A 20005-nucleotide genomic window follows, 5' to 3' on the forward strand; every position below is an offset into this window, starting at 1 on the left:
TTTGACTGACTACGCACATCACTGTGCGATTTATTTAAAACTTTGAATTAACAGGTACGTTTTGTCTTGTTTAGTTTTCAAAGATCATTTTGTCTTTCGTTCAAGCGACTTTATTATTATATCTTATCAATCTCTTGAAGTCAACAACTTTTTGAATTTCTTTTTTTCGTCAGCGCCTTGTTTAGCGGCAACGAATAATAATATACCACCTCACAAATAATAGTGCAATAGTTTTTTAAAAGAAAATCAAAAAAGTTTTACGAGCGGCTTGTTTCTAAAAAAGCGCCGTACTGCGATAAGCAGAAACGGCGCCTGCCCTTTTATTAGCGTTGTCTCATTTGAGGGAATAATAAAACGTCTCTGATAGACGGAGCATTTGTTAACAGCATGACAAGGCGGTCGATACCGATACCCAATCCCCCGGTCGGCGGCATGCCGTATTCAAGAGCTTCAACGAAGTCTTCATCCATCATATGCGCTTCATCGTTTCCTTCTTCTCTTTCTTTTAATTGCGCTTCAAAGCGTTCCCTCTGGTCAATAGGGTCATTCAGCTCCGTAAACGCATTAGCGTGCTCACGGCCGACGATAAACAGCTCAAAACGGTCTGTAAAGCGAGGGTCCTCCGGATTTTTCTTAGCAAGAGGAGAAATCTCTACAGGGTGGCCGTAAATAAATGTAGGCTGAATGAGTGTTTCTTCAATTTTTTGTTCGAAGAATTCATTGATGATATGACCCACCGTCATTGAGTTTGTGATCTCGATACCATGCTCTTTTGCATGACCGCGCGCTTCTTCAACAGTCATCTCATTCCAGAAATCTACGCCTGTCGCTTCTTTGACCGCATCTACCATGTGGAGTCGTTTCCATTCAGGTTTCAGATCAATCTGCTCTTCGCCGTACTGGATTGTGGTGCTTCCAAGCACTTCCTGCGCAATATGTGCAACGAGGTTTTCCGTAAGGCTCATAATATCTTTATAATCGGCGTACGCTTCATACAGCTCGATCATCGTGAATTCAGGGTTATGGCGTGTAGAAACACCTTCGTTACGGAACACACGGCCGATTTCGTAGACTTTTTCCAATCCGCCGACAATCAGGCGTTTCAGGTGCAGTTCAATCGCAATACGCATATAAAGAGGCATATCGAGCGCGTTATGGTGCGTGATGAACGGGCGTGCAGACGCTCCTCCCGGTATGCTGTGCATCGTAGGTGTTTCAACTTCTAAGTATCCATGGTCATCTAAGTATCTTCTCATCGCTTGGATGATTTTGCTGCGTGTGATAAACGTTTGTTTGCTGTCAGGGTTTACGATGAGATCGAGATAGCGCTGGCGGTAACGCTGTTCAACATCTTTTAACCCATGATATTTATCAGGAAGAGGACGCAGTGCTTTTGTCAGCAGTTCAAAAGATGTCGCTTTGACAGAAAGCTCGCCTACGTTTGTTTTGAAAACTTTCCCCGTGATGCCGATAACGTCTCCGAGGTCTGAAGATTTAAAGATTTCATATTGTTCTTCGCCGACACTGTCTTTTCTTACGTAAATTTGAATTTGACCTTCTAAGTCCTGCAGATGCGCAAAGCCGGCTTTCCCTTTTCCGCGCTTTGTCATCATACGGCCTGCAATGGTCACTTCGATCGCTTTTTCTTCCAGTTCTTCTTTAGAAAGCTCCTGGTAGGCGTCAATGATCTGTTGAGATTGATGCGTTCTCTCGAAACGTTCGCCGAAAGGGTCAATGCCGTTTTCTCTCAGCTGGTTCATTTTATCTCGTCTGACTTGCAGCTGGTCGTTCAATTCCTCATGATTTTGCTCTTCTTGACTCATTGGTATCACTCCGTTACATTTTGATTTCACGAAAAAGCAGAAAAACTGCCAGCGGTAAGCTGGCAGTGAGCAGCAATAGAGGGTGTATATTAACCTACTTTTGCATCTTGAAGCTCTTTTGCCTCTGCTTCGGCGGTAAATGCATCTAAAAGCTGCACAACTTCTTCACGCGTCTCACATTGGTTGATTTCGTTGCGTACATTCGCATTGCCTCTGACACCTTTCAGGTACCAGGCAGCGTGTTTTCTCATTTCTCTGACTGCCACATTTTCGCCTTTTAACTTAATCAGGCGGTCTAAGTGCAGTTTGCATACCGACATTTTTTCACGGACTTTCGGTTCGTCTTTTAACTCACCGGTTTCAAGGTAGTGCACCGTACGGTAAATCATCCACGGGTTGCCGAGTGCGGCCCGGCCGATCATGACGCCGTCAACTCCTGTTTCCTCAAGCATACGTTTCGCGTCCTGAGGCGTTTTGACATCACCGTTTCCGATGACGGGAATGGAGACGGATTGCTTCACTTCTTTAATGATATCCCAGTTCGCAGTGCCTTCATACATTTGCACTCTTGTGCGGCCGTGCAGGGCAACGGCTTTTCCGCCGGCACGTTCAACGGCTTGGGCATTTTTCACCGCATAGATGTGCTCTTCATCCCAACCCATTCTCATCTTCACTGTAACCGGCTTATCAACAGCATCTACTACTGCGGATACCATTTCATAAATCTTATCAGGATCGAGAAGCCATTTGGCGCCCGCATCACATTTTGTAATCTTGGGTACGGGACATCCCATGTTAATATCAATAATATCAGCAGTCGTGTTTTGATCTACAAACTTCGCCGCTTCCACAAGAGTTTCCTTTTTCCCTCCAAAAATCTGAAGGCTGAGCGGTTTTTCACGTTCATCAATGTAAAGCATCCCCATTGTTCTGGCGTTGTTGTAAAGAATCGCTTTGTCACTGACCATTTCAGCGCATACCAATCCGGCTCCGAATTCCTTTACAGTCAATCTGAACGCTGAGTTGCAGACACCGGCCATAGGGGCAAGCACAACCCGGTTTTTCAATTGAATATCACCGATTTTAAACATTTTTCCCCTCCTTTCATTTGTCTATTTTTCAGGCGGGGCCAATTCGTCCGCACTTATATTTAAAACATCTGCCGCATCTTGAATGATGGCATCTGACGGCAATCGGTTTCCGCGTTCAATTTCACCGACAATAGAAACTGATATACCTAATGCTTTTGCAAATCCTTCTTGAGTATAACCTTTCAGCTTTCTGAATGCACGAATTCGCCTACCCCAGATTTCTGCTTCCATACTCTTACACCTTCTTGGTTTGTTTCAGCGCTTATCGTGATATGATCCGCCTGCGGACATATTTCTTTTAACGGCGCAAGGACAAATAAGCGCTCATACATTCTCGGATGCGGAACAATCAGCCGCTCTGTTTCAATATTTTCACGATTATACAGCAAAATGTCAAGGTCTGCCGTCCGCGGTCCCCAGCGAATCTCTCTCGTTCTGCCTAATTCAGCTTCAATGCTCTGCGTTACATCAAGAAGTTCAAAAGGAGATAACGACGTTTTCACTTCAACCGCCATATTGAGAAACTGATCTTGATCCTCATAGCCGACGGGATCTGTTTCATATATGGAGGACACCTTTGACACCGTCACGCCATGATGCCGGCTGAGCATGGCCACTGCCTGACGCAAATAATGTTCACGGTCGCCCATATTGGAACCGAGGCCGATATATGCCGTATTGTTCATGATTTCTTTCTCGTCATTTCTATAGCTACTGATTTATAATGGCCGGGAATCGGCGGGTCAGGCTTAACAACCTTTACCGTACATTGCTGCACCGGCTCAAATTTCTTAAGGACGGTGTCTGCGATCCGTTCCGCAAGGGTCTCGACCAAATTAACGGGCTCGCCCTCAACGATGCCGCGGCAGACACTGTACAATTCCGCATAGTTAATGGTATAAGAAAGGTCATCCGTTTTTCCCGCTTTGCTCAAATCCAGTTCGGCAGTCAGGTCTACTTTGAAGCGCTGGCCGAGTTTGTTTTCTTCTTCGAACACGCCGTGATATCCGTAAAACTCCATACCTTCCACATATACTTTATCCATAATGTGCGCCTCCTTTGTTCAACATAGCATCCATCATCTTAGTCATTCTTGCGATCTCTTTGACATCGTGCACCCTCACAATGTCGCAGCCTTTCTGGACGCCAAGGCATACTGTCGCTCCCGTTCCCTCGGCACGTTCTTCAGGGGGAAGGTCAAGTACACGGCCGATGAACCTTTTTCTCGATGTCGCCAGGAGCAGCGGATAACCTAACCCGCTGAACACCTCCAGCTTGTTCATGACAGCCAGATTGTCCTCATAGTTTTTCGCAAAGCCGATCCCCGGATCCAGAATCATGTTTTCATCTGTGACGCCGGCTTCTGCGGCAATTTTTACGCTTTCCATCAGGTCTGCAAGCATATCAGGAATAAGATCGTTGTAGTTTCTTTCCGTGCGATTATGCATTAAGATAATCGGAACCCCGTGTGCGGCGGCTACTGACGCCATGTCAGGGTCACCTTTCGCCCCCCAGATGTCATTAAGGATAGAGGCTCCCGCTTTGACCGCTTCGTCTGCCACGGACGCTTTGTACGTATCGATTGAAAGCGGAATGTCCAGCTCGCTTGTAATCCGTTCTATGACGGGGATGACTCGTGACATTTCCTCATCAGCCGACACGAGTGATGCGCCGGGCCTTGTCGATTCGCCGCCGATATCTATAATATGCGCCCCTTCTTCAGCCATCTTCACCGCACGCAGAAGCGCCCTTTCCGTACTGTCGTATTTACCGCCGTCAGAGAAGGAGTCTGGCGTTACATTTAATATCCCCATAACGAGCGTCTTCTCTTTATAGGACAGAGCGCCTTTTTTTGTATGAATCAGTTTAGGCTGTTCAATTGTTTGCTGCGCCATTTTGTTCCTCCTCCTGTACATTCATTTTGTTTATTTCCTGCTGATACTGCTTACGGAGCAATTGCACCGTTTTTCCGCTCATTCCGGGCAGCGGCACTTCCTCTATTTTAGAAAACGGGATGATTTCAAGCACGGAGTTTGTCATCCATGCTTCATCCGCTTCAAGCATTGATTGAAAACGGAATCGGCCTTCGGTGACTTCTGTCCCCTGCCGTTTCAATTCATCAATGACAAACTGTCTCGTTACGCCGTCGAGAATTCCCGTATCCAAAGATGGCGTAAAGACCTTGTCTCCTTTTCGCCAAAACACGTTGGAGACAATGCCTTCCGCGACATCTCCTTCACCGGTCAGGAAAATGCCTTCAAGATTGGGGTCATTCCCGATCTCCCGTTTAGCATACATGTTGTTTAAATAGTGATGGGATTTTAACCGAAAAGATCCTTCAGGCGTGTTTCTCCGGACAGAGAGAAGCCTGCCTTCTTTTTGAACAGGCAGAGTTTCCGGATTGAGCCGGTTGACGAAACAAAGGACGGTCGGCTTTTCATAAGTCTGCGCGGCAAATCCCTTATCGCTGACGCCTGCCGAGATGTTAAGCCGGACACGCGCGCTGCCGTCCTTGATGTCATTGAGGAGCAACAGTCTCAGAAGCATATCAAGCAGCTCCTGTTTGTTCACCTCATATGCAATCTGCAGATCCCGAAGCGCCCTGTTGAGCCTGGCGACATGCGCATCCGGCAGAAACGGCCGGCCGCTGTAAAGCCTGAACGTCTCGAACGCGCCGATCCCGTACAGATAACCATGGTCAAAAGGAGAAAGCGCCGCTTCTTTCTCCTCTATATATTGACCATTCAAATATATAATCACACCGTCACTTCCTTTTTGCGGTGTGTCTCTATAAAGTTTCTGAGCATCTCTTTGCCGAAGGAGGTCATGATGGATTCCGGATGGAACTGAACACCTTCAACAGGCAGCTCATTATGGCGGATTGCCATAATTTCTCCTTCTTTGGTTTGAGCGGATACCGTAAAACAATCCGGCAGCGTGTCCGCTTTGACAATAAGTGAATGGTACCGGGTGGCGACCAGCGGATTTTGCAGGCCTTTAAAAATCGTCTGTCCGTCATGCATAACTTCTGACGTTTTGCCGTGCATGAGCCGCTCTGCTCTGACGACATCGCCGCCGAATACTTGCGCAATCGACTGATGCCCGAGACATACGCCGAAAATAGGAATACTGCCGGCAAAATGTTTGATGGCTTCGAGGCTGATCCCCGCTTCATCAGGACTGCACGGCCCGGGTGAAATCATTAAGAAGTCCGGACCCAGCTCTTCAATCTGCTCAATCGTAATCTCGTCATTCCGTCTGACGATCAGTTCCTCCCCGAGCTCACCCAAATATTGAACCAAGTTGTACGTAAATGAATCATAATTGTCAATCATTAAAATCATCTCTGCTCACCTCGTCTGATTTTTTGTCTCTTCTTCGCTCAGCTCTAACGCCTTTTTCATCGCAAAAGCTTTTTTGAACGATTCCTTGTATTCATGCTTCGGAACCGAATCAATGACCACTCCTGCTCCGGACTGCATAAAAGCATGTCCGCCGGCTGCATAGATCGTCCGGATCACAATGTTAAACTGCAAATCTCCGTTGAATCCGAACCAGCCTATAGATCCAGTATAAAGCCCCCGTCTTGTCGGCTCAAGCTCTTCTATAATTTCCATCGTTCTCACTTTGGGCGCTCCAGTGATGGTGCCCCCCGGGAACACCGCATGAATAATGTCTGTCGCGTCATATCCGTCCTGCAGCTCTCCCTGTACGTTTGACACGATATGCATGACGTGGGAATACTTTTCGATCGCCATAAATTCGTTAACGCGCACGGAGCCGTAGCGCGATACGCGCCCGAGGTCATTGCGCTCAAGATCAACAAGCATGACGTGTTCCGCACGTTCTTTTTCATTGTGAATTAATTCGTCAGCCAAAGCCTTGTCTTCAGCATCGTCTTTTCCTCTTGAACGCGTACCTGCGATCGGTCTCGTTTCAAGCTTCTTCCCCTTCTTTGTCACCAATAGCTCCGGCGACCCGCATATCACTTGAAACCCCGGTGTCTCGAGATAGGCCATGTAAGGAGACGGATTGACGTTTCTCAAGTGTTTATACACCTCATACGGATGAACGGATAAGGACTGAGACTGCCTGATGGACAAATTAACCTGGAACACATCGCCGCTCGCGATATATTGTTTAATTTGTTCTACAGCCTGCGAAAATCCTTCTTCAGTGAACGGAGCGGCGTACGATCCGTCCCCATTCCGATCCAGCGGTGAAAAAGGCTCGTCCGCCGTTTGGAGGGAACACCACATGTCCTCTAAGCCGGACAGCTTTTCTTCCGCAAGATCCGCTTCTTCCGCTTCAGTATGGGTAATGAGCCATAACGCCTCATCCTCATGGTCATAAACGGCCACATCATCAAAAACAAGAAAGTAAATATCAGGTGTTTCCAGATCATCTAACGACAGCATCTTAAAATTCTCAATATATCGGGCGTAGTCGTAACTGATAAAACCAATCGCACCGCCCTGAAAGTCCGGAAACTCAACGTTTGTTTCCGTTCCGAGCGTTCCAAACCATTCATGAAAGGCCCGCAGCGGGTCACCTTCTTTAAACAGTGTTTCCCCCTCATGCTTGATCGTTGTAATTCCGTCTTTCCCTCTGACGGACGCAATCGGATCTAGACCGGCTATACTGAATCTTCCCCCTCTCGCGCTTTCGAGCAGAACATGCCGTTTTCTCGATTTCGAAAGGTTTTCATATCGCTGTAAAAATGCTTGTTTCGTAAAAGGTATTTTTCTTCCTGCCGGTCTGCGTTGTGCCATCATATCAATCCTCTGCTTCGTTTTACTGTAGTTTTATTTTAAAGCAATCACACTGGTGAAAAAAGTGAATTTCACTTCCAACCATAAAATTCGAAACGTTTTTTGGATTTTCGATGCTTCAGCACAAAAAAACTCCCGGATACAGCCGGGAGCCGTGTGTATGTCTCTATTCAAACTGATAAAGCGGTGTGCTTAAGTAACGTTCTCCGTTACTAGGGATGATCGCAAGCACTTTCTTGCCTTTCCCCAGTTTTTTCGCGATTTCCAGTGCCGCGTAAATGGCCGCTCCGGAAGAAATGCCGCCGAGAATCCCTTCTTCTTTTGCCGTTTTACGGGCATATTCAAATGCATCCTCGTTTTTGACGGGAATGATCTGATCATAGATGTCCGTATTCAATGTTTCAGGGACAAATCCCGCTCCGATACCCTGAATTTTATGCGGGCCCGGTTTTCCGCCGGAAAGAACTGGAGAATCCGCCGGCTCTACCGCATAGATTTTGATGGATGGATATGCTTCTTTCAGCACTTCGCCCGCTCCCGTGATGGTTCCGCCGGTACCGATTCCGGCCACGAACGCATCAAGCTGGTCGTCACCAAACTGTTCTACGATTTCTTTCCCCGTCGTTTGGCGGTGAATTTCCGGGTTTGCCGCATTGTTGAATTGCTGAGGCACAAAGTATCCGTGTTCCTCAGCAAGTTCTTCCGCCTTTTTAATGGCGCCCTTCATTCCTTCTGCGCCGGGAGTCAGCACAAGCTCCGCTCCGTATGCGCGCAGCAGATTGCGTCGTTCCATACTCATTGTATCAGGCATAACGAGAATGGCTCTGAGACCTTTAGCCGCTGCCACCATTGCAAGACCGATCCCTGTATTTCCGCTTGTCGGTTCAATGATTGTGTCGCCGGCTTTTAATTTTCCTTCTTTTTCAGCCGCTTCAATCATCGCCACTCCGATCCGGTCTTTTACGCTGCTGCCCGGATTCATGTATTCAAGCTTCAGATATACATCTGCACTGTTTTCATCCGTCAGGCGATTCAATTTCACAATAGGAGTATTTCCGATTAGTTCAGTAATAGAATTTGCAATACGCACCATGTTGGACACCTCAATTTCCGACTAAATTTATTGGTATTATAAATATAAGTTATCAATTTCAAAATTTTTTGTCAATCATTTAGTTCTTTTTTCCCCGTAGAACCAAGAGACCCCCGCCTCTTTCCACAGCGTTTTGACTGTCGCCTTGTCACCTAATTGATCCATCGCGATCTGGCGTCTGATTTGGCTCTTCACTTCATTGTATGAGAAAGTCCTCGCTTTAAGCTTTTCTTTCAGCTGAATGACGGCGTATCTTGAGGAAACTTTAATCGGTTCAGCGGACCATTCATCTTCTTTAAGATTTTTAGCTTCTGTGATATATGCCTGCGGGATATTTTCCTGGTTTTCTGTCACAAAGCCAAGGTCTCCGCCATACTGAGACGTGTATCTGTCCGTGGAACGCTCAGCGGCGACTGCTTCAAAGCTGGAACCGCCTTTCAAATCAGCAAGCACCCTGTCCGCCTCTTCTTTGTTTTTGACGACGATGTGCCGGATTCTGTAGGAATCATCGAAATGGTATAATTCTTTATTTTTATTATAAAATGATTGCATTTCCTTATCCGATATATCGATGTCCTTCGTCAGCAGTTCTTCAAGAAGAATGTTGTAGCGGATCTGGTCTTTCCATTCTTTTTCGGTAATATGGCTGTCTTCATAAAATGAATTATTCACCGCTTTGATTAAAAGAAACTCCCGCTCCAATTCGCTGTTTGAAACTGTGAGTTTATTCTTTTTCGCAAGCTCTTCCACTACTTGTGCATTAATCATGTCTTCCAGAGTTGATTTTCCGTACTGGTCTTCCATCTTTTTCATCCAGTCTTGCCGTGTGATATGTTTATCACCGATTGTCGCGATGGATTCTTCAGATGACCCCGCGGCTTGGGATTTTGTTAACTTATACGCCACTGTCACACTGCATACTAACAGCGCCGCTACAATAATCGTCAAAAGTGTTCTCGATTTCAAAATCTACCCCATCCCTTTTATAAAATAGAACAACCCGCTAAAGAGCTAGCGGGTTGTTTCGTCACGAAGCTCTTCCAGTTCTTCTTTTGTAAATAAATATTTCTCATTACAAAAATGGCAAACCGCTTCGGCTTTTCCGTCTTCTTCTATCATATCTTGTATTTCTTTTTTGCCTAGTCCTAAAATGGCCGTTTCGAATCGATCTTTTGAACAAGAACAGTGAAATTTGACCGGCATTGTTTCGAGAACGTCCGGTTTTTGACCCAGAACTTCTTCTAAGATTTCTTCCGGTGTCAGGCCTTTTTGAATCAATTTTGAAATCGGTTCGATTTGAGATAATTGCTTCTCAATTGTTGAAATGGTTTCTTCATCAGTCCCCGGAAGAAGCTGAATGATGAACCCGCCCGCAGCGAGAATCGTGTTATCAGGATTTACCAGAACACCTACGCCGACAGATGAAGGGACTTGTTCAGAAGAAACAAGGTAATACGTGAAGTCGTCACCGAGTTCACCCGAGACAATCTCTACTTGTCCCGTAAAATAATCACGCAAGCCCAAATCTTTTACGACACTGAGTGTTCCGTCAGTTCCGACCGCCCGTCTGACATCCAGTTTCCCTTGTTCATTGAGGTCAAAATGAACGTGCGGGTTTGATACGTATGCTCTTACCTCACCCTTTGCGTTCGCATCTGCGACAATGGCTCCGATCGGGCCGCCGCCTTCTATTTTGACTGTCAGCTTATCTTCACCCTTAAGCATCGCTCCGAGCATCAGAGAAGCTGTCATCGTCCGGCCGATTGCGGCTGATGCCGTCGGCCACGTGTCATGCCTTCTTTGCGCTTCATTAACCATATCTGTCGTTCTGGCTGCATAAGCCCGCACTTTACCGTCATATGCAATTGCTTTAATTAAATAATCCATCGTTTACCTCCTATACGTGACCCACACGATTTCGCTCATAAATGATTTCCAGCCCTTTCAGAGTGAGAAACGGGTCAACAATATCAATACAGTCTGATTCGTTTGCGATTAATGACGCAAGCCCGCCTGTCGCAATGACTTTCGGTTCCTGTGTTGCCTGCCATTTCATCCGCTTCACTATACCTTCAACTTGTCCGACATAGCCGAAAAGGATGCCGGACTGCATGGCGCTTACCGTGTTTTTGCCGATGATATTGTCCGGACGGGCAATTTCAATTCTCGGAAGCTTCGCCGCACGTGAGTACAGCGCTTCCGTCGAAATCGTAATGCCGGGAGCAATCGCGCCGCCCATGTATTGTTTGTTTTCATCAATGTAGCAATACGTCGTCGCCGTTCCGAAATCAACAACAATTAAGGGGCCGCCATACTGCTGGATCGCCGCAACGGCATTGACGATCCTGTCAGCTCCCACTTCTTTCGGATTGTCATACTTTATATTTAAACCTGTTTTCATTCCCGGGCCGACAACTTGCGGCTCGATGTGAAAGTATTTTGTGCACATTCTTTCTAAAGAGAACATAATCGGCGGCACCACGGATGAGATGATAATCCCTTCAATCTGTTCAAACATGAGTCCGGAATGTTCAAATAAGGAGCGGAGCAGCATGCCGAATTCGTCTTCTGTTTTGTGCCTGCTCGTTTCTATGCGCCAATGATATTCTAATTCCCCATCATGATATACACCAATCACGGTGTTGGTGTTCCCCACATCTATAACCAGTAACAACCTCTATCACCACTTTTGAATAGTTTCTAATCATAACATTTTCAACATTCTACAATACCATACACGATCTGCGGCTCTTTTGTAAACAAAACGGAACCAGTAAAAAAACCGCCGGTATACGCCGGCGGTTTTCATATCAGAAAGCGAACTATTCTTTCGGCTCGTCTTTCTTTTCGTCTTCTGTTTTAGACAGGATGTTTACTTTCACATCGTCTTTTTGAAGATGGTCATCTGAGAAATTGCGCTCAGGGAGTTTTCCGTGATCCACGAGATGCTTGATTTGTTCCGCATCTAATGTTTCCACATCAAGCAATGTCTGAGCAATCAATTCAAGCTTATCGCGATTTTCAGTCAGGATGGTTTTCGCACGCTCATAACATTCTTTAATGATGCGCTGAATTTCCTGATCGATTTCGTAAGCGATCTGATCACTGTAGTTTTGCTCGTTGTTGAAATCCCGGCCCAGGAATACTTGACCGCCTTGAGATTGACCGAACTGAAGCGGTCCGAGTTTTTCTGACATACCGAACTCTGTCACCATTCTTCTGGCAATGTTCGTTGCCCGCTGGAAGTCATTGTGAGCGCCCGTGCTGACTTCGCCGAAGATAATTTCCTCGGCAACGCGTCCGCCCAGAAGACCGACAATTTTATCGAGAAGTTCAGGTTTTGTCTGGAAGTAACGGTCTTCTCTCGGAAGCATGACCGCGTATCCGCCCGCCTGCCCCCTCGGAACGATCGTTACTTTATGAACCATATCGGCTTCATCCAGCACAAGTCCGATAACGGTGTGACCGCCCTCGTGGTACGCCACGATATTGCGTTCTTTTTTCGATATGACGCGGCTCTTCTTCGCAGGGCCCGCAATGACACGGTCCGTCGCTTCATCAATGTCGCGCATATCAATTTTCTTCTTGTTTTGACGGGCAGCAACAAGTGCCGCTTCGTTAAGAAGGTTTTCTAAATCGGCGCCTGAGAAACCGGGTGTTCTTGAAGCGATCGCTTTTAAGTTCACCGTTTCATCAAGCGGTTTGTTTCTCGCATGGACCTGTAATACGGCTTCACGGCCGATGACATCCGGACGGTCTACCGTAATCTGACGGTCAAAACGTCCCGGACGAAGCAATGCAGGGTCGAGAATGTCCGCACGGTTTGTCGCAGCGATAATAATGATTCCTTCATTCGCACTGAAACCGTCCATCTCTACAAGCAGCTGGTTCAGCGTCTGTTCGCGTTCATCATGCCCGCCGCCAAGACCTGCGCCGCGCTGACGTCCCACCGCGTCGATCTCATCAATGAAGATCAGACAAGGCGCATTCTTTTTCGCATTTTCGAATAAATCACGCACACGGGAAGCACCGACACCGACAAACATTTCAACGAAGTCAGATCCGCTGATGCTGAAGAAAGGAACGCCCGCTTCACCGGCTGAGGCTCTCGCAAGCAGCGTCTTACCGGTTCCCGGAGGTCCGACCAACAGCACGCCTTTAGGGATTCTGGCGCCAAGCTCGGCGAATTTGCGAGGATCTTTCAGAAACTCAACAACCTCAACGAGCTCCTGCTTCTCCTCATCCGCGCCGGCTACATCTTTAAACTTCACGCGTTTCTTTTCTTCCGTATACAGCTTCGCTTTGCTCTTTCCGAAGTTCATGACACGGCTGCCGCCGCCCTGAGCCTGATTGAGCAGGAAGAAAAACAGAATAAAGATGATGACAAACGGAATGATCGTCGTTAAGAACGTCACCCACCCGCTTGTTTCCTGTGCGGGATCAACTTTTACGTCCGTCTTTTTAATTGCATCAAATATCTGGTCTGCTCCTTTTCCTTCAGGAACATGTGTTAAAAAGTACTGGTCTTTGTCGTATTTTTTCAGCTGTCCTTTTACCTCATAAACACCTCTGACAGGCTGAACCGATACGCTATCAACTTTCCCCTCATCGAGGTTCTTGATAAACGTACTGTACGACATATTTTCTGTTTTCGGGTTTGAAGTCTGGAAGTAACTCACAACCCCGATTACTACTAATAAAATAAGTAAATAAAAAATGGTATTACGGAAGACCCGATTCATTCCTTACCTCCTCCCACAGTAAGCACAACTATGTTCAATAGTACCATAGAAAATCATTCCAATACAACCGATAACCATCTCGGAAGCAGGCAGCCGATCAGCTTTCATAAATCGCCGGTTTTAATACTCCGATGTAAGGCAGATTGCGATAGCGTTCGGCATAATCAAGTCCGTAACCCACAACAAACGCGTCAGGAACTTCAAAGCCTACGAAGTCTGCTTTAATGTCCGCTTTTCTTCCGCTTGGTTTATCCAACAGGGTAACAATCTTAATTGATTTCGCTTTACGATATCGGAAGAGTTCTACGAGATAGCTCAAGGTTAACCCACTGTCGATAATATCTTCAATGATTAAGATGTCCCGGCCTTCTACAGATGTATCCAAATCTTTGATGATTTTGACTTCTCCGGAAGAAACCGTGGAATTTCCGTAGCTTGATACATCCATGAAGTCCATTTCCAAATATGTATCAATATGCTTTATAAGATCAGCCATAAAAGGAAGCGCTCCCTTTAACACACCGATTGCCAACGGAAACGTGTCGCTGTACTCGCTTGTTAATTGTTCTCCAAGCTGTTTTACTTTCTGCTGGATCTCATCTTCTGAGATCAGCACTTTTTCGATATCCTGTTTCATGTTAATGCTTGCCCCCTACACTTTTCATGCTGTCTATATTGTAATACAATGCGGTCACTGTTTGAAATCACAAGATCGTCAAAGATGGATTTTTTCAAGCCAGGCAGCCAGATAATTTCACCGCTCGCATCCGTTACAATCGGCCATTCGTCCCGATCCCGCAGAGGCAGTTTATGATCAATAAATATATCTTTCACCTTTTTCGAGCCATTCATCCCTTTAAGTTTGATCCGATCGCCGATTTTTCTCGTCCGGATTGTTAAAGGAAATTGCACCTTATTTCTGCTTGTCATAAAAACAGCATTCCCATTTTTGATATGAGGGTCAGCCTGATCGGCCACCTCTATCATAAAGCCGTTGGGGAGAACAGCAGTCTCGCCTTCCGCTCCTTGCAGCTGCAGCTCAAAGGGAACCTTTTCACATTGCCATTGTTCAAATGTAAACAAACATGTCTGATATGATTTGACCACCTTCAGCCCTTTCGGAAAATCAAGCACTCCCGAGGCGCTTCCATTTTCCGCCCATTCGAGAAACTGCTGTATGTGGCGGGCGGAAAACGACGATGGAACGTTTTCATAAAGATAGTTTAATATTAGTTGAACTCCTCTTCTTTGTAAAGGTATCGGAAGGGCAAGCAATTGAGAGGAATTGACTTCAACCGATGTGTCAGACTTGCTTGTAATAACCTTATTCATTCGTTCTTTCGTTAATGACTGCAGGTATTGTTCGTCTTCTGTCAGTGCTTCACTCACCTTTTGAAACATTTTATGAACGTCAGGTGATTCTTGTTTTAAAAAAGGAAGCACGGTCTTTCTGAATCTGTTTCTTGTATAATCGTCTTTTGCATTGCTCTCATCCGTTCTGTAGCTGAGCCCTTCTTGACGGCAGTATTCAAGGATTTCATCCTTTGCCGTATAGAGGAAAGGCCTGATCAGCCAGCCGGATGCAAATTCGCGAACGGGCTGCATTCCCGCAAGCCCTGCCCCGAGCGTACCTTTCGCAAGCCTCATGAGCATTGTCTCAACCTGGTCATCGCCGTGATGAGCCAGCGCCAAAAACTTCGCTTGGTGTTTTGTCATCAGATCTTCGAAAAACTGATATCTGCAATCACGCGCGGCAGCCTGCTTGTTCAGCTTATTCTTCTTTGCGTATGCAGAAACATCAATCTGTACCGTTTCGCAGAGGATGTGTTCCGCTTCGCAATATGACTGCACAAACTTCATATCTTCTTCAGATTCAGGACCCCTGAACTGATGGTCGACATGCGCCGCTATGATAACGGAGGAATGCCCGAAGTGCTTATTCAGCATACTGAGAAGCGCCATTGAATCAGGGCCTCCGGAGACCCCGGCAATAATCGTTTCTCCCTCCGCCTGAAGATGATATGTTTTGAAAAAATCTTCCACGCTTTTCACAATGTCCCCCTCACAATGAGCAGGTTTTTTAAAGATATACATATCCTATCACTTTCATTCCCTCCAAGCAAAGAAGAAGCATGAGCGCAGGCGTCCGGCCGGCACTAGATGAGAAAAAAGACGATGTAAGCGAAATAAAGGGCGAGAACGCTGATTAAAATAAGTGTTGTTTCAAACAAACCATTGTGCTTTGCGGGTTTTTGTTTAGGTTTATACCGCGTCTGAGATACAGTGCCCTGCCGCGGTTTTGAATGCGGCGGCTTAGGCTTGGCGGCGGCTTTCCTTTTGCTCCCGGCGCTCTGGCCCGCCGTCAGGATGTCATGCTTCATGGCTTCCGCAGACGGATATTGACCGTTTAAAGCAGAAAACAGAACCTTCTTATACTTATTCAGAAACGGGTGGCCTTCAATGATAGAACGAAGCTGTTCTTTCGGCTGTCCTGACTTTTTGCACTCTTTCTTCTGGACACAGTGGATCATGATCATTGCGACAGCAAACAGGTCATAGGATGGTTCTGCTTTTCTTGTTCCATACCCCCAATAGCCCCTGTCGTAAAACTCCGTATACTCTTTAATCGCGCGGCCCTGTTTTGTCGTTCCCCCTACATCAATGCAGCGAATGGCAGCCGGTGGCCCGGTTACAATGAGATTGTCCGGTTTGAGGTCGCCAAAAACCCACCCTTGCTGATGAAGGACTGACAGGCTGGAAAGAAGCTGCACCATCAGCACCGGAATCCACTCCGCTCCCTTACTGCTGATATATTGCGGAAGAAGCGGCCCTTCTATGTACTCCATCACGTAAAAAGAGACATTTTTATTCAGCTGCGGTATAAACGCGTCGTCCGCATCAAAAAAAGAAGGCCCCATCGTTTGCGACCGGGCCTTTGAAAAGGATTTTAAGACATTCACTTCAGAGGTAACAGACATGCTGTCGCTGCTTATTTTCAAAGCGACCTGTCCGCCTGATGCTTCTGCCAAATATACAATACCGTTAGCCCCTTTTCCAAGCTGTTTGAGCAATCTGTAGGATTTGCCGTTCCATTTGCCCTGAATTGCCGTCCCCGGTGCCAGACTACATGCCAAACTCGTTAAAGCGTCGTTCATCATCTGCCAACATGCTCCTTCTTGAGCGGATTCTCTCAAACTGCTGCGTCGCTTCCCGGATAGCGGGGCCCGTAGGGGTGATACCGCCGGTCGACAGCTTCGCAAAGAGTGCAGAAAGGGATTCAAGCTTCGGCGTCCAATTCAGTACAAGCTCAACTTCCTGGCTTTTCCCGGGAAATATACACATTGCAAATTCATTTTGTCCGGCCCGGGAATTTAAACTGATGGAAAGATCGATCAGCGCTTCTTTCACCGTCGGCAGTTTCGGCGCCATACTCGCACTCGTATCAACCAGCACAAGCACTTGCAGATGAACCGTTTCGCCGAGTTCATCAACAACTTCCATCACTTCGCCGCGTTTTTCAGGAGAAAGCTCTTCCATTTCAACGTTTTTTCCTAAAATTTGTTTAAGCTCTTGATTGACGACGCCTTGCAGCGTCTGGGTCATTGCTTTTTTCGTCACCATTTGAACCGTCTGAGACAATTGTGACGCATACACAACTTGATGGACGCCGCCTCCGGCCATGGCGATGCCTTCAACTTCCTTCATTGCCTCTTGGTCAATCGCATTTTCTTCCATAATTCCTATAACATTCACCGTAATCCCCTGCTCCTTGGCGAAAGCCGCCATTGCGATCGGGTCTTCACCATGATTGGAGCAGCCATCTGTAATCAGCAGAACTTGATTTAAATGTCCCTTATTCACATACATTCCTCCCGGTGATACGATTAGTCCCATCTTCGCCAGAAGGAAAGTGATTTATACGAAAGGATTAAGAAATCTCCTTTTTATTTTGGAAAACCGCCGGCACCGGGATGGAAGCCCATTTCGGCGTGTTGTGATCAATCCGGACAACAACCACCGTCATATCGTCTTCGATTTGGCCGGAACGCGTTCTGATGACCTCTTCCATTAATATATCAGCGATTTCCTGCGGATCTTCGGTTTTCAGCCCTTTCATTTTCCGTTTCATCCACAGGTCGTGGTTTTCAACGTGCTTCGGCCCTTCAAAAATACCGTCACTCATCATGACGAGCAGATCTCCCGCTTTTAACTGTTCACTTACAACCTCCACATCAAATTCATTGATGATGCCGATCGGCAGATTGCTGGCCTGAACTTTCATGACTTGATCTCCCCGCTTGATAAAACTCGGCGTTGAACCGACCTTCAAGAATTTGCAGCTTGCATCCTGAAGATCAATGATAGAAAGATCGAGAGTTGAGTAGATTTCGTCTGTCGTCCGTAAAGACAGAATACTGTTGATCGTTTTGATCGCTATTTTTTCATCAATACCTGATTCGAGAATTTTTTCGAGCAGCTTAATCGTTTCATTGCTCTCATAATGGGCCCTCGCCCCATTGCCCATGCCGTCACTGATCGCGGCCGCATACTTTCTCGCCCCCAGTTCCATCATGCTGTAGCTGTCGCCGGAGACAAGGCCGCCGCCTTTTGCCGCATGAGCCGCGCCTGTCGATACCCGGTACGACTTGGTCGAACCGAACGCGACATGGCTGTAGCCATTCGGATGAGTCGAGTGCTGTTCGCTTTTGACAAGTATCTGCTCCTCAAGAATGTCAGACAGCATCGGGGCGATAATTTTCTCACTCTCGCCGTGTCCTCCGCTGAACGGGATTGTCATTTCGATATCAATATTGCCCTGCTCCAAGCTGTATATCTCGACATGCTGAATCTCGATTCCGAAATGCTGAAGCGCCTCTATCATTTGTTCTTCCTGAATAAAATGCTGCTCCCTCTCCCGTTTTATTTCCCGAGAAAAGTCCGCCATGACCTCAGAAACCCCCAACAGCTGCTCGGCAACAAGCCTTCTGCTGTCCTGAACTTTTCTCTTCAGTGTCAGATGGGCATGATGGTGGGCAAGTTCGTCCTCAATCAGCTCTTCCACCTGTCTGGATTTGGAACAGTGCTGTTGAAACTCCTTTTTTAATCTGCGGTTTGAGGCATACTGTTTTTCTTCTGTTTCATGCATAACTTGTTTCATTAAGTCATATGTTTTATCAAAGTTTTGAACCCAGCATTTGCTTTTCTTATAGCAGGATTGGCAGGAATGCTCGGTGATTTTGCTTAAAAAGAGATCCACTTCCCCTTCTTCCGCCTGCTCATCAGAAGATGTCTGATGAAAGGTGGCGAAGCTCTCCGACAAGGCATGAAACACATTGGAGAACTGGTCTACTTTCTGGGCGGTGACATCTCTGATTTTCCTTGCGTACTGCTGCTGTTCCTGACTGTGCTCAGCAGTGCCCGGTATGTATCTCGCCACCTTTTTCGTAATCGATTGGGGCGTAATCAAAAACAAAACAACGGCAATCAAAGATTCATAAAGAGTGGTCATTAATCCGGCAGATCCTTCTCCATATAATGAAATCAGCAGTGAGCCGATCACTAATCCGACTGCGGCGCCGGCTTTCTTTCCTTCTTTCAGCAGCCCGCCAAGAAGCCCGGAAAACGCAAGCAGACTCATTTGATAGAGATTCCCGATATTCGCAAGCCCGAGGATCAGTCCGGTCACAACACCGACCGTACAGCCGATGCTTGCCCCGCCCACAAAGGAAAAACTCAGCACGACATAGCGGGCCAGGATATGCTCAGCCTGCATTCCCTGAAATGAAACACCGGCAAGCCCGGTTAATACGGATGCGATCAAGATCATAAAACAGATGATTTCTTCTATTTTTAACGATTGCTTCACTTTTTTGATCGTGAAAATCGGCAGGCTTTGCAAAAAGATCAGCGTCAAAATAAAGGCCAGGCCCGCCTCGACAACAGCCATCACATAATCATAGGTGGTAAAAGCGCCGCTTTCAAAATAAACAAATCCGATTCTCGCGGCAGCCATAGAGAAAAACACCACGATCGGCAGCATCTTCACCCGGTCCTGCACGATATATGTACCGATTTTCGAAAATAGAGTGAAGACGGCCAAAGCTGTGAGAATCAATAAAGAGTGTTTCGGCGAAATGGTTAAAGCGCCCGCAAGTAAAGACAGACAAGCATAGAAGGCTTTATCTCTTCTGATCAACAGCATCGCTCCGAAAAACGGCAGTGCAAACGGAAGAACCTCAGATAATATGAAAGCCCGTCCAAGTAAAAAACCGATCACGACATAAATGAACCCCTTATAGAAAAAAAGTGAATGCGCTTGATGGACTGTAAGCTTTGCCGCCTTTTCAAAAAACGATTGCAGTTTTTCCAGAGCTTGTCCCGCCATCGGCCCGTTCACTCTTCTTTCCGCTTTTTCCATTGCTCTCATCCCCCACCTGTTTTATTCGTTGCTTGTCATTATAAATGAAAGCCCAGATAGGATTTT

At 46.6% G+C, this 20005-nt stretch carries 19 protein-coding genes; all 19 read right to left on the reverse strand.

Translation table 11 applies throughout. From position 1 onward, the window contains the following. Nucleotides 1–323: 323 nt before the first annotated feature. The gene (gene lysS / locus AR442_RS02855) at nt 324–1823 is read right to left on the reverse strand and encodes a lysine--tRNA ligase (RefSeq protein ID WP_014416740.1); all 1500 of its coding nucleotides are present in this window, start codon (nt 1821–1823) and stop codon (nt 324–326) included. A gap of 89 nt (nt 1824–1912) precedes the next feature. Then, nucleotides 1913–2914, reverse strand: coding sequence for a tRNA dihydrouridine synthase DusB (gene dusB, locus AR442_RS02860; protein WP_007409948.1), 1002 nt, complete (start codon nt 2912–2914; stop codon nt 1913–1915). A 21-nt stretch (nt 2915–2935) separates the two neighbouring features. Continuing rightward, on the reverse strand, nt 2936–3145 hold the full coding sequence (locus AR442_RS02865) for a helix-turn-helix domain-containing protein (RefSeq protein ID WP_003150668.1): 210 nt from the start codon (nt 3143–3145) through the stop codon (nt 2936–2938). Further along, complete coding sequence (gene folK / locus AR442_RS02870) at nt 3097–3600, reverse strand: 2-amino-4-hydroxy-6-hydroxymethyldihydropteridine diphosphokinase (protein ID WP_007409947.1); 504 nt, start codon at nt 3598–3600, stop codon at nt 3097–3099. The genes AR442_RS02865 and folK overlap by 49 nt, the downstream gene beginning before the upstream one ends. Continuing rightward, a complete protein-coding gene (folB, locus tag AR442_RS02875) occupies nt 3597–3959 on the reverse strand; it encodes a dihydroneopterin aldolase (RefSeq protein WP_022552479.1) in 363 nt (120 codons plus the stop codon). The genes folK and folB overlap by 4 nt, the downstream gene beginning before the upstream one ends. Next, complete coding sequence (gene folP / locus AR442_RS02880) at nt 3952–4809, reverse strand: dihydropteroate synthase (RefSeq protein ID WP_017419482.1); 858 nt, start codon at nt 4807–4809, stop codon at nt 3952–3954. Before folP ends, folB begins: the two co-directional genes overlap by 8 nt. After that, nucleotides 4790–5674 (reverse strand): aminodeoxychorismate lyase, encoded by an 885-nt coding sequence (gene pabC / locus AR442_RS02885; protein WP_017419483.1) that lies wholly within the window; start codon nt 5672–5674, stop codon nt 4790–4792. Before pabC ends, folP begins: the two co-directional genes overlap by 20 nt. Beyond that, complete coding sequence (pabA, locus tag AR442_RS02890) at nt 5671–6258, reverse strand: aminodeoxychorismate/anthranilate synthase component II (RefSeq protein ID WP_007409944.1); 588 nt, start codon at nt 6256–6258, stop codon at nt 5671–5673. Before pabA ends, pabC begins: the two co-directional genes overlap by 4 nt. A gap of 6 nt (nt 6259–6264) precedes the next feature. Beyond that, nucleotides 6265–7686 (reverse strand): aminodeoxychorismate synthase, component I, encoded by a 1422-nt coding sequence (pabB, locus tag AR442_RS02895; protein WP_014720621.1) that lies wholly within the window; start codon nt 7684–7686, stop codon nt 6265–6267. A gap of 166 nt (nt 7687–7852) precedes the next feature. Beyond that, the gene (gene cysK / locus AR442_RS02900) at nt 7853–8779 is read right to left on the reverse strand and encodes a cysteine synthase A (RefSeq protein WP_007615206.1); all 927 of its coding nucleotides are present in this window, start codon (nt 8777–8779) and stop codon (nt 7853–7855) included. Nucleotides 8780–8854: 75 nt separating this feature from the next. Further along, nucleotides 8855–9745 carry a peptidyl-prolyl cis-trans isomerase gene (locus AR442_RS02905; protein WP_014416734.1) on the reverse strand — a complete coding sequence of 297 codons (891 nt, stop codon included), beginning with the start codon at nt 9743–9745 and terminating at the stop codon, nt 8855–8857. A 45-nt stretch (nt 9746–9790) separates the two neighbouring features. Continuing rightward, on the reverse strand, nt 9791–10666 hold the full coding sequence (hslO, locus tag AR442_RS02910) for an Hsp33 family molecular chaperone HslO (RefSeq protein ID WP_004264606.1): 876 nt from the start codon (nt 10664–10666) through the stop codon (nt 9791–9793). Between the two features lie 10 nt (nt 10667–10676). After that, nucleotides 10677–11453, reverse strand: a complete 777-nt coding sequence (locus AR442_RS02915; protein ID WP_007409940.1) for a type III pantothenate kinase — start codon at nt 11451–11453, stop codon at nt 10677–10679. A gap of 148 nt (nt 11454–11601) precedes the next feature. Then, nucleotides 11602–13521 (reverse strand): ATP-dependent zinc metalloprotease FtsH, encoded by a 1920-nt coding sequence (gene ftsH, locus AR442_RS02920; RefSeq protein ID WP_004264608.1) that lies wholly within the window; start codon nt 13519–13521, stop codon nt 11602–11604. Between the two features lie 97 nt (nt 13522–13618). Beyond that, nucleotides 13619–14158 carry a hypoxanthine phosphoribosyltransferase gene (hpt, locus tag AR442_RS02925; protein ID WP_004264611.1) on the reverse strand — a complete coding sequence of 180 codons (540 nt, stop codon included), beginning with the start codon at nt 14156–14158 and terminating at the stop codon, nt 13619–13621. Next, entirely contained in the window at nt 14155–15573 is a 1419-nt protein-coding gene (gene tilS, locus AR442_RS02930; RefSeq protein WP_032864032.1) for a tRNA lysidine(34) synthetase TilS, read from the reverse strand. Before tilS ends, hpt begins: the two co-directional genes overlap by 4 nt. A 104-nt stretch (nt 15574–15677) precedes the next feature. After that, the gene (locus tag AR442_RS02935) at nt 15678–16679 is read right to left on the reverse strand and encodes a protein kinase domain-containing protein (protein ID WP_014416732.1); all 1002 of its coding nucleotides are present in this window, start codon (nt 16677–16679) and stop codon (nt 15678–15680) included. Further along, on the reverse strand, nt 16645–17382 hold the full coding sequence (locus AR442_RS02940) for a vWA domain-containing protein (RefSeq protein ID WP_004264624.1): 738 nt from the start codon (nt 17380–17382) through the stop codon (nt 16645–16647). Before AR442_RS02940 ends, AR442_RS02935 begins: the two co-directional genes overlap by 35 nt. A 67-nt stretch (nt 17383–17449) precedes the next feature. Next, nucleotides 17450–19939, reverse strand: a complete 2490-nt coding sequence (spoIIE, locus tag AR442_RS02945; RefSeq protein ID WP_007409936.1) for a stage II sporulation protein E — start codon at nt 19937–19939, stop codon at nt 17450–17452. Nucleotides 19940–20005 lie beyond the last annotated feature (66 nt).

Origin of the sequence: Bacillus velezensis (genome assembly GCF_001461825.1) — a bacterium.
Taxonomy (GTDB): Bacteria; Bacillota; Bacilli; order Bacillales; family Bacillaceae; genus Bacillus; species Bacillus velezensis.

Coding starts and splice junctions, on each gene's coding strand:
- folP (WP_017419482.1), bottom strand. CDS start 4,809: ATGGCGCAGCAAACAATTGAACAGCCTAAACTGATTCATACAAAAAAA.
- pabB (WP_014720621.1), bottom strand. CDS start 7,686: ATGGCACAACGCAGACCGGCAGGAAGAAAAATACCTTTTACGAAACAA.
- dusB (WP_007409948.1), bottom strand. CDS start 2,914: ATGTTTAAAATCGGTGATATTCAATTGAAAAACCGGGTTGTGCTTGCC.
- pabA (WP_007409944.1), bottom strand. CDS start 6,258: ATGATTTTAATGATTGACAATTATGATTCATTTACGTACAACTTGGTT.
- lysS (WP_014416740.1), bottom strand. CDS start 1,823: ATGAGTCAAGAAGAGCAAAATCATGAGGAATTGAACGACCAGCTGCAA.
- AR442_RS02935 (WP_014416732.1), bottom strand. CDS start 16,679: ATGATGAACGACGCTTTAACGAGTTTGGCATGTAGTCTGGCACCGGGG.
- folB (WP_022552479.1), bottom strand. CDS start 3,959: ATGGATAAAGTATATGTGGAAGGTATGGAGTTTTACGGATATCACGGC.
- ftsH (WP_004264608.1), bottom strand. CDS start 13,521: ATGAATCGGGTCTTCCGTAATACCATTTTTTATTTACTTATTTTATTA.
- AR442_RS02865 (WP_003150668.1), bottom strand. CDS start 3,145: ATGGAAGCAGAAATCTGGGGTAGGCGAATTCGTGCATTCAGAAAGCTG.
- hslO (WP_004264606.1), bottom strand. CDS start 10,666: ATGGATTATTTAATTAAAGCAATTGCATATGACGGTAAAGTGCGGGCT.
- hpt (WP_004264611.1), bottom strand. CDS start 14,158: ATGAAACAGGATATCGAAAAAGTGCTGATCTCAGAAGATGAGATCCAG.
- folK (WP_007409947.1), bottom strand. CDS start 3,600: ATGAACAATACGGCATATATCGGCCTCGGTTCCAATATGGGCGACCGT.
- spoIIE (WP_007409936.1), bottom strand. CDS start 19,939: ATGGAAAAAGCGGAAAGAAGAGTGAACGGGCCGATGGCGGGACAAGCT.
- cysK (WP_007615206.1), bottom strand. CDS start 8,779: ATGGTGCGTATTGCAAATTCTATTACTGAACTAATCGGAAATACTCCT.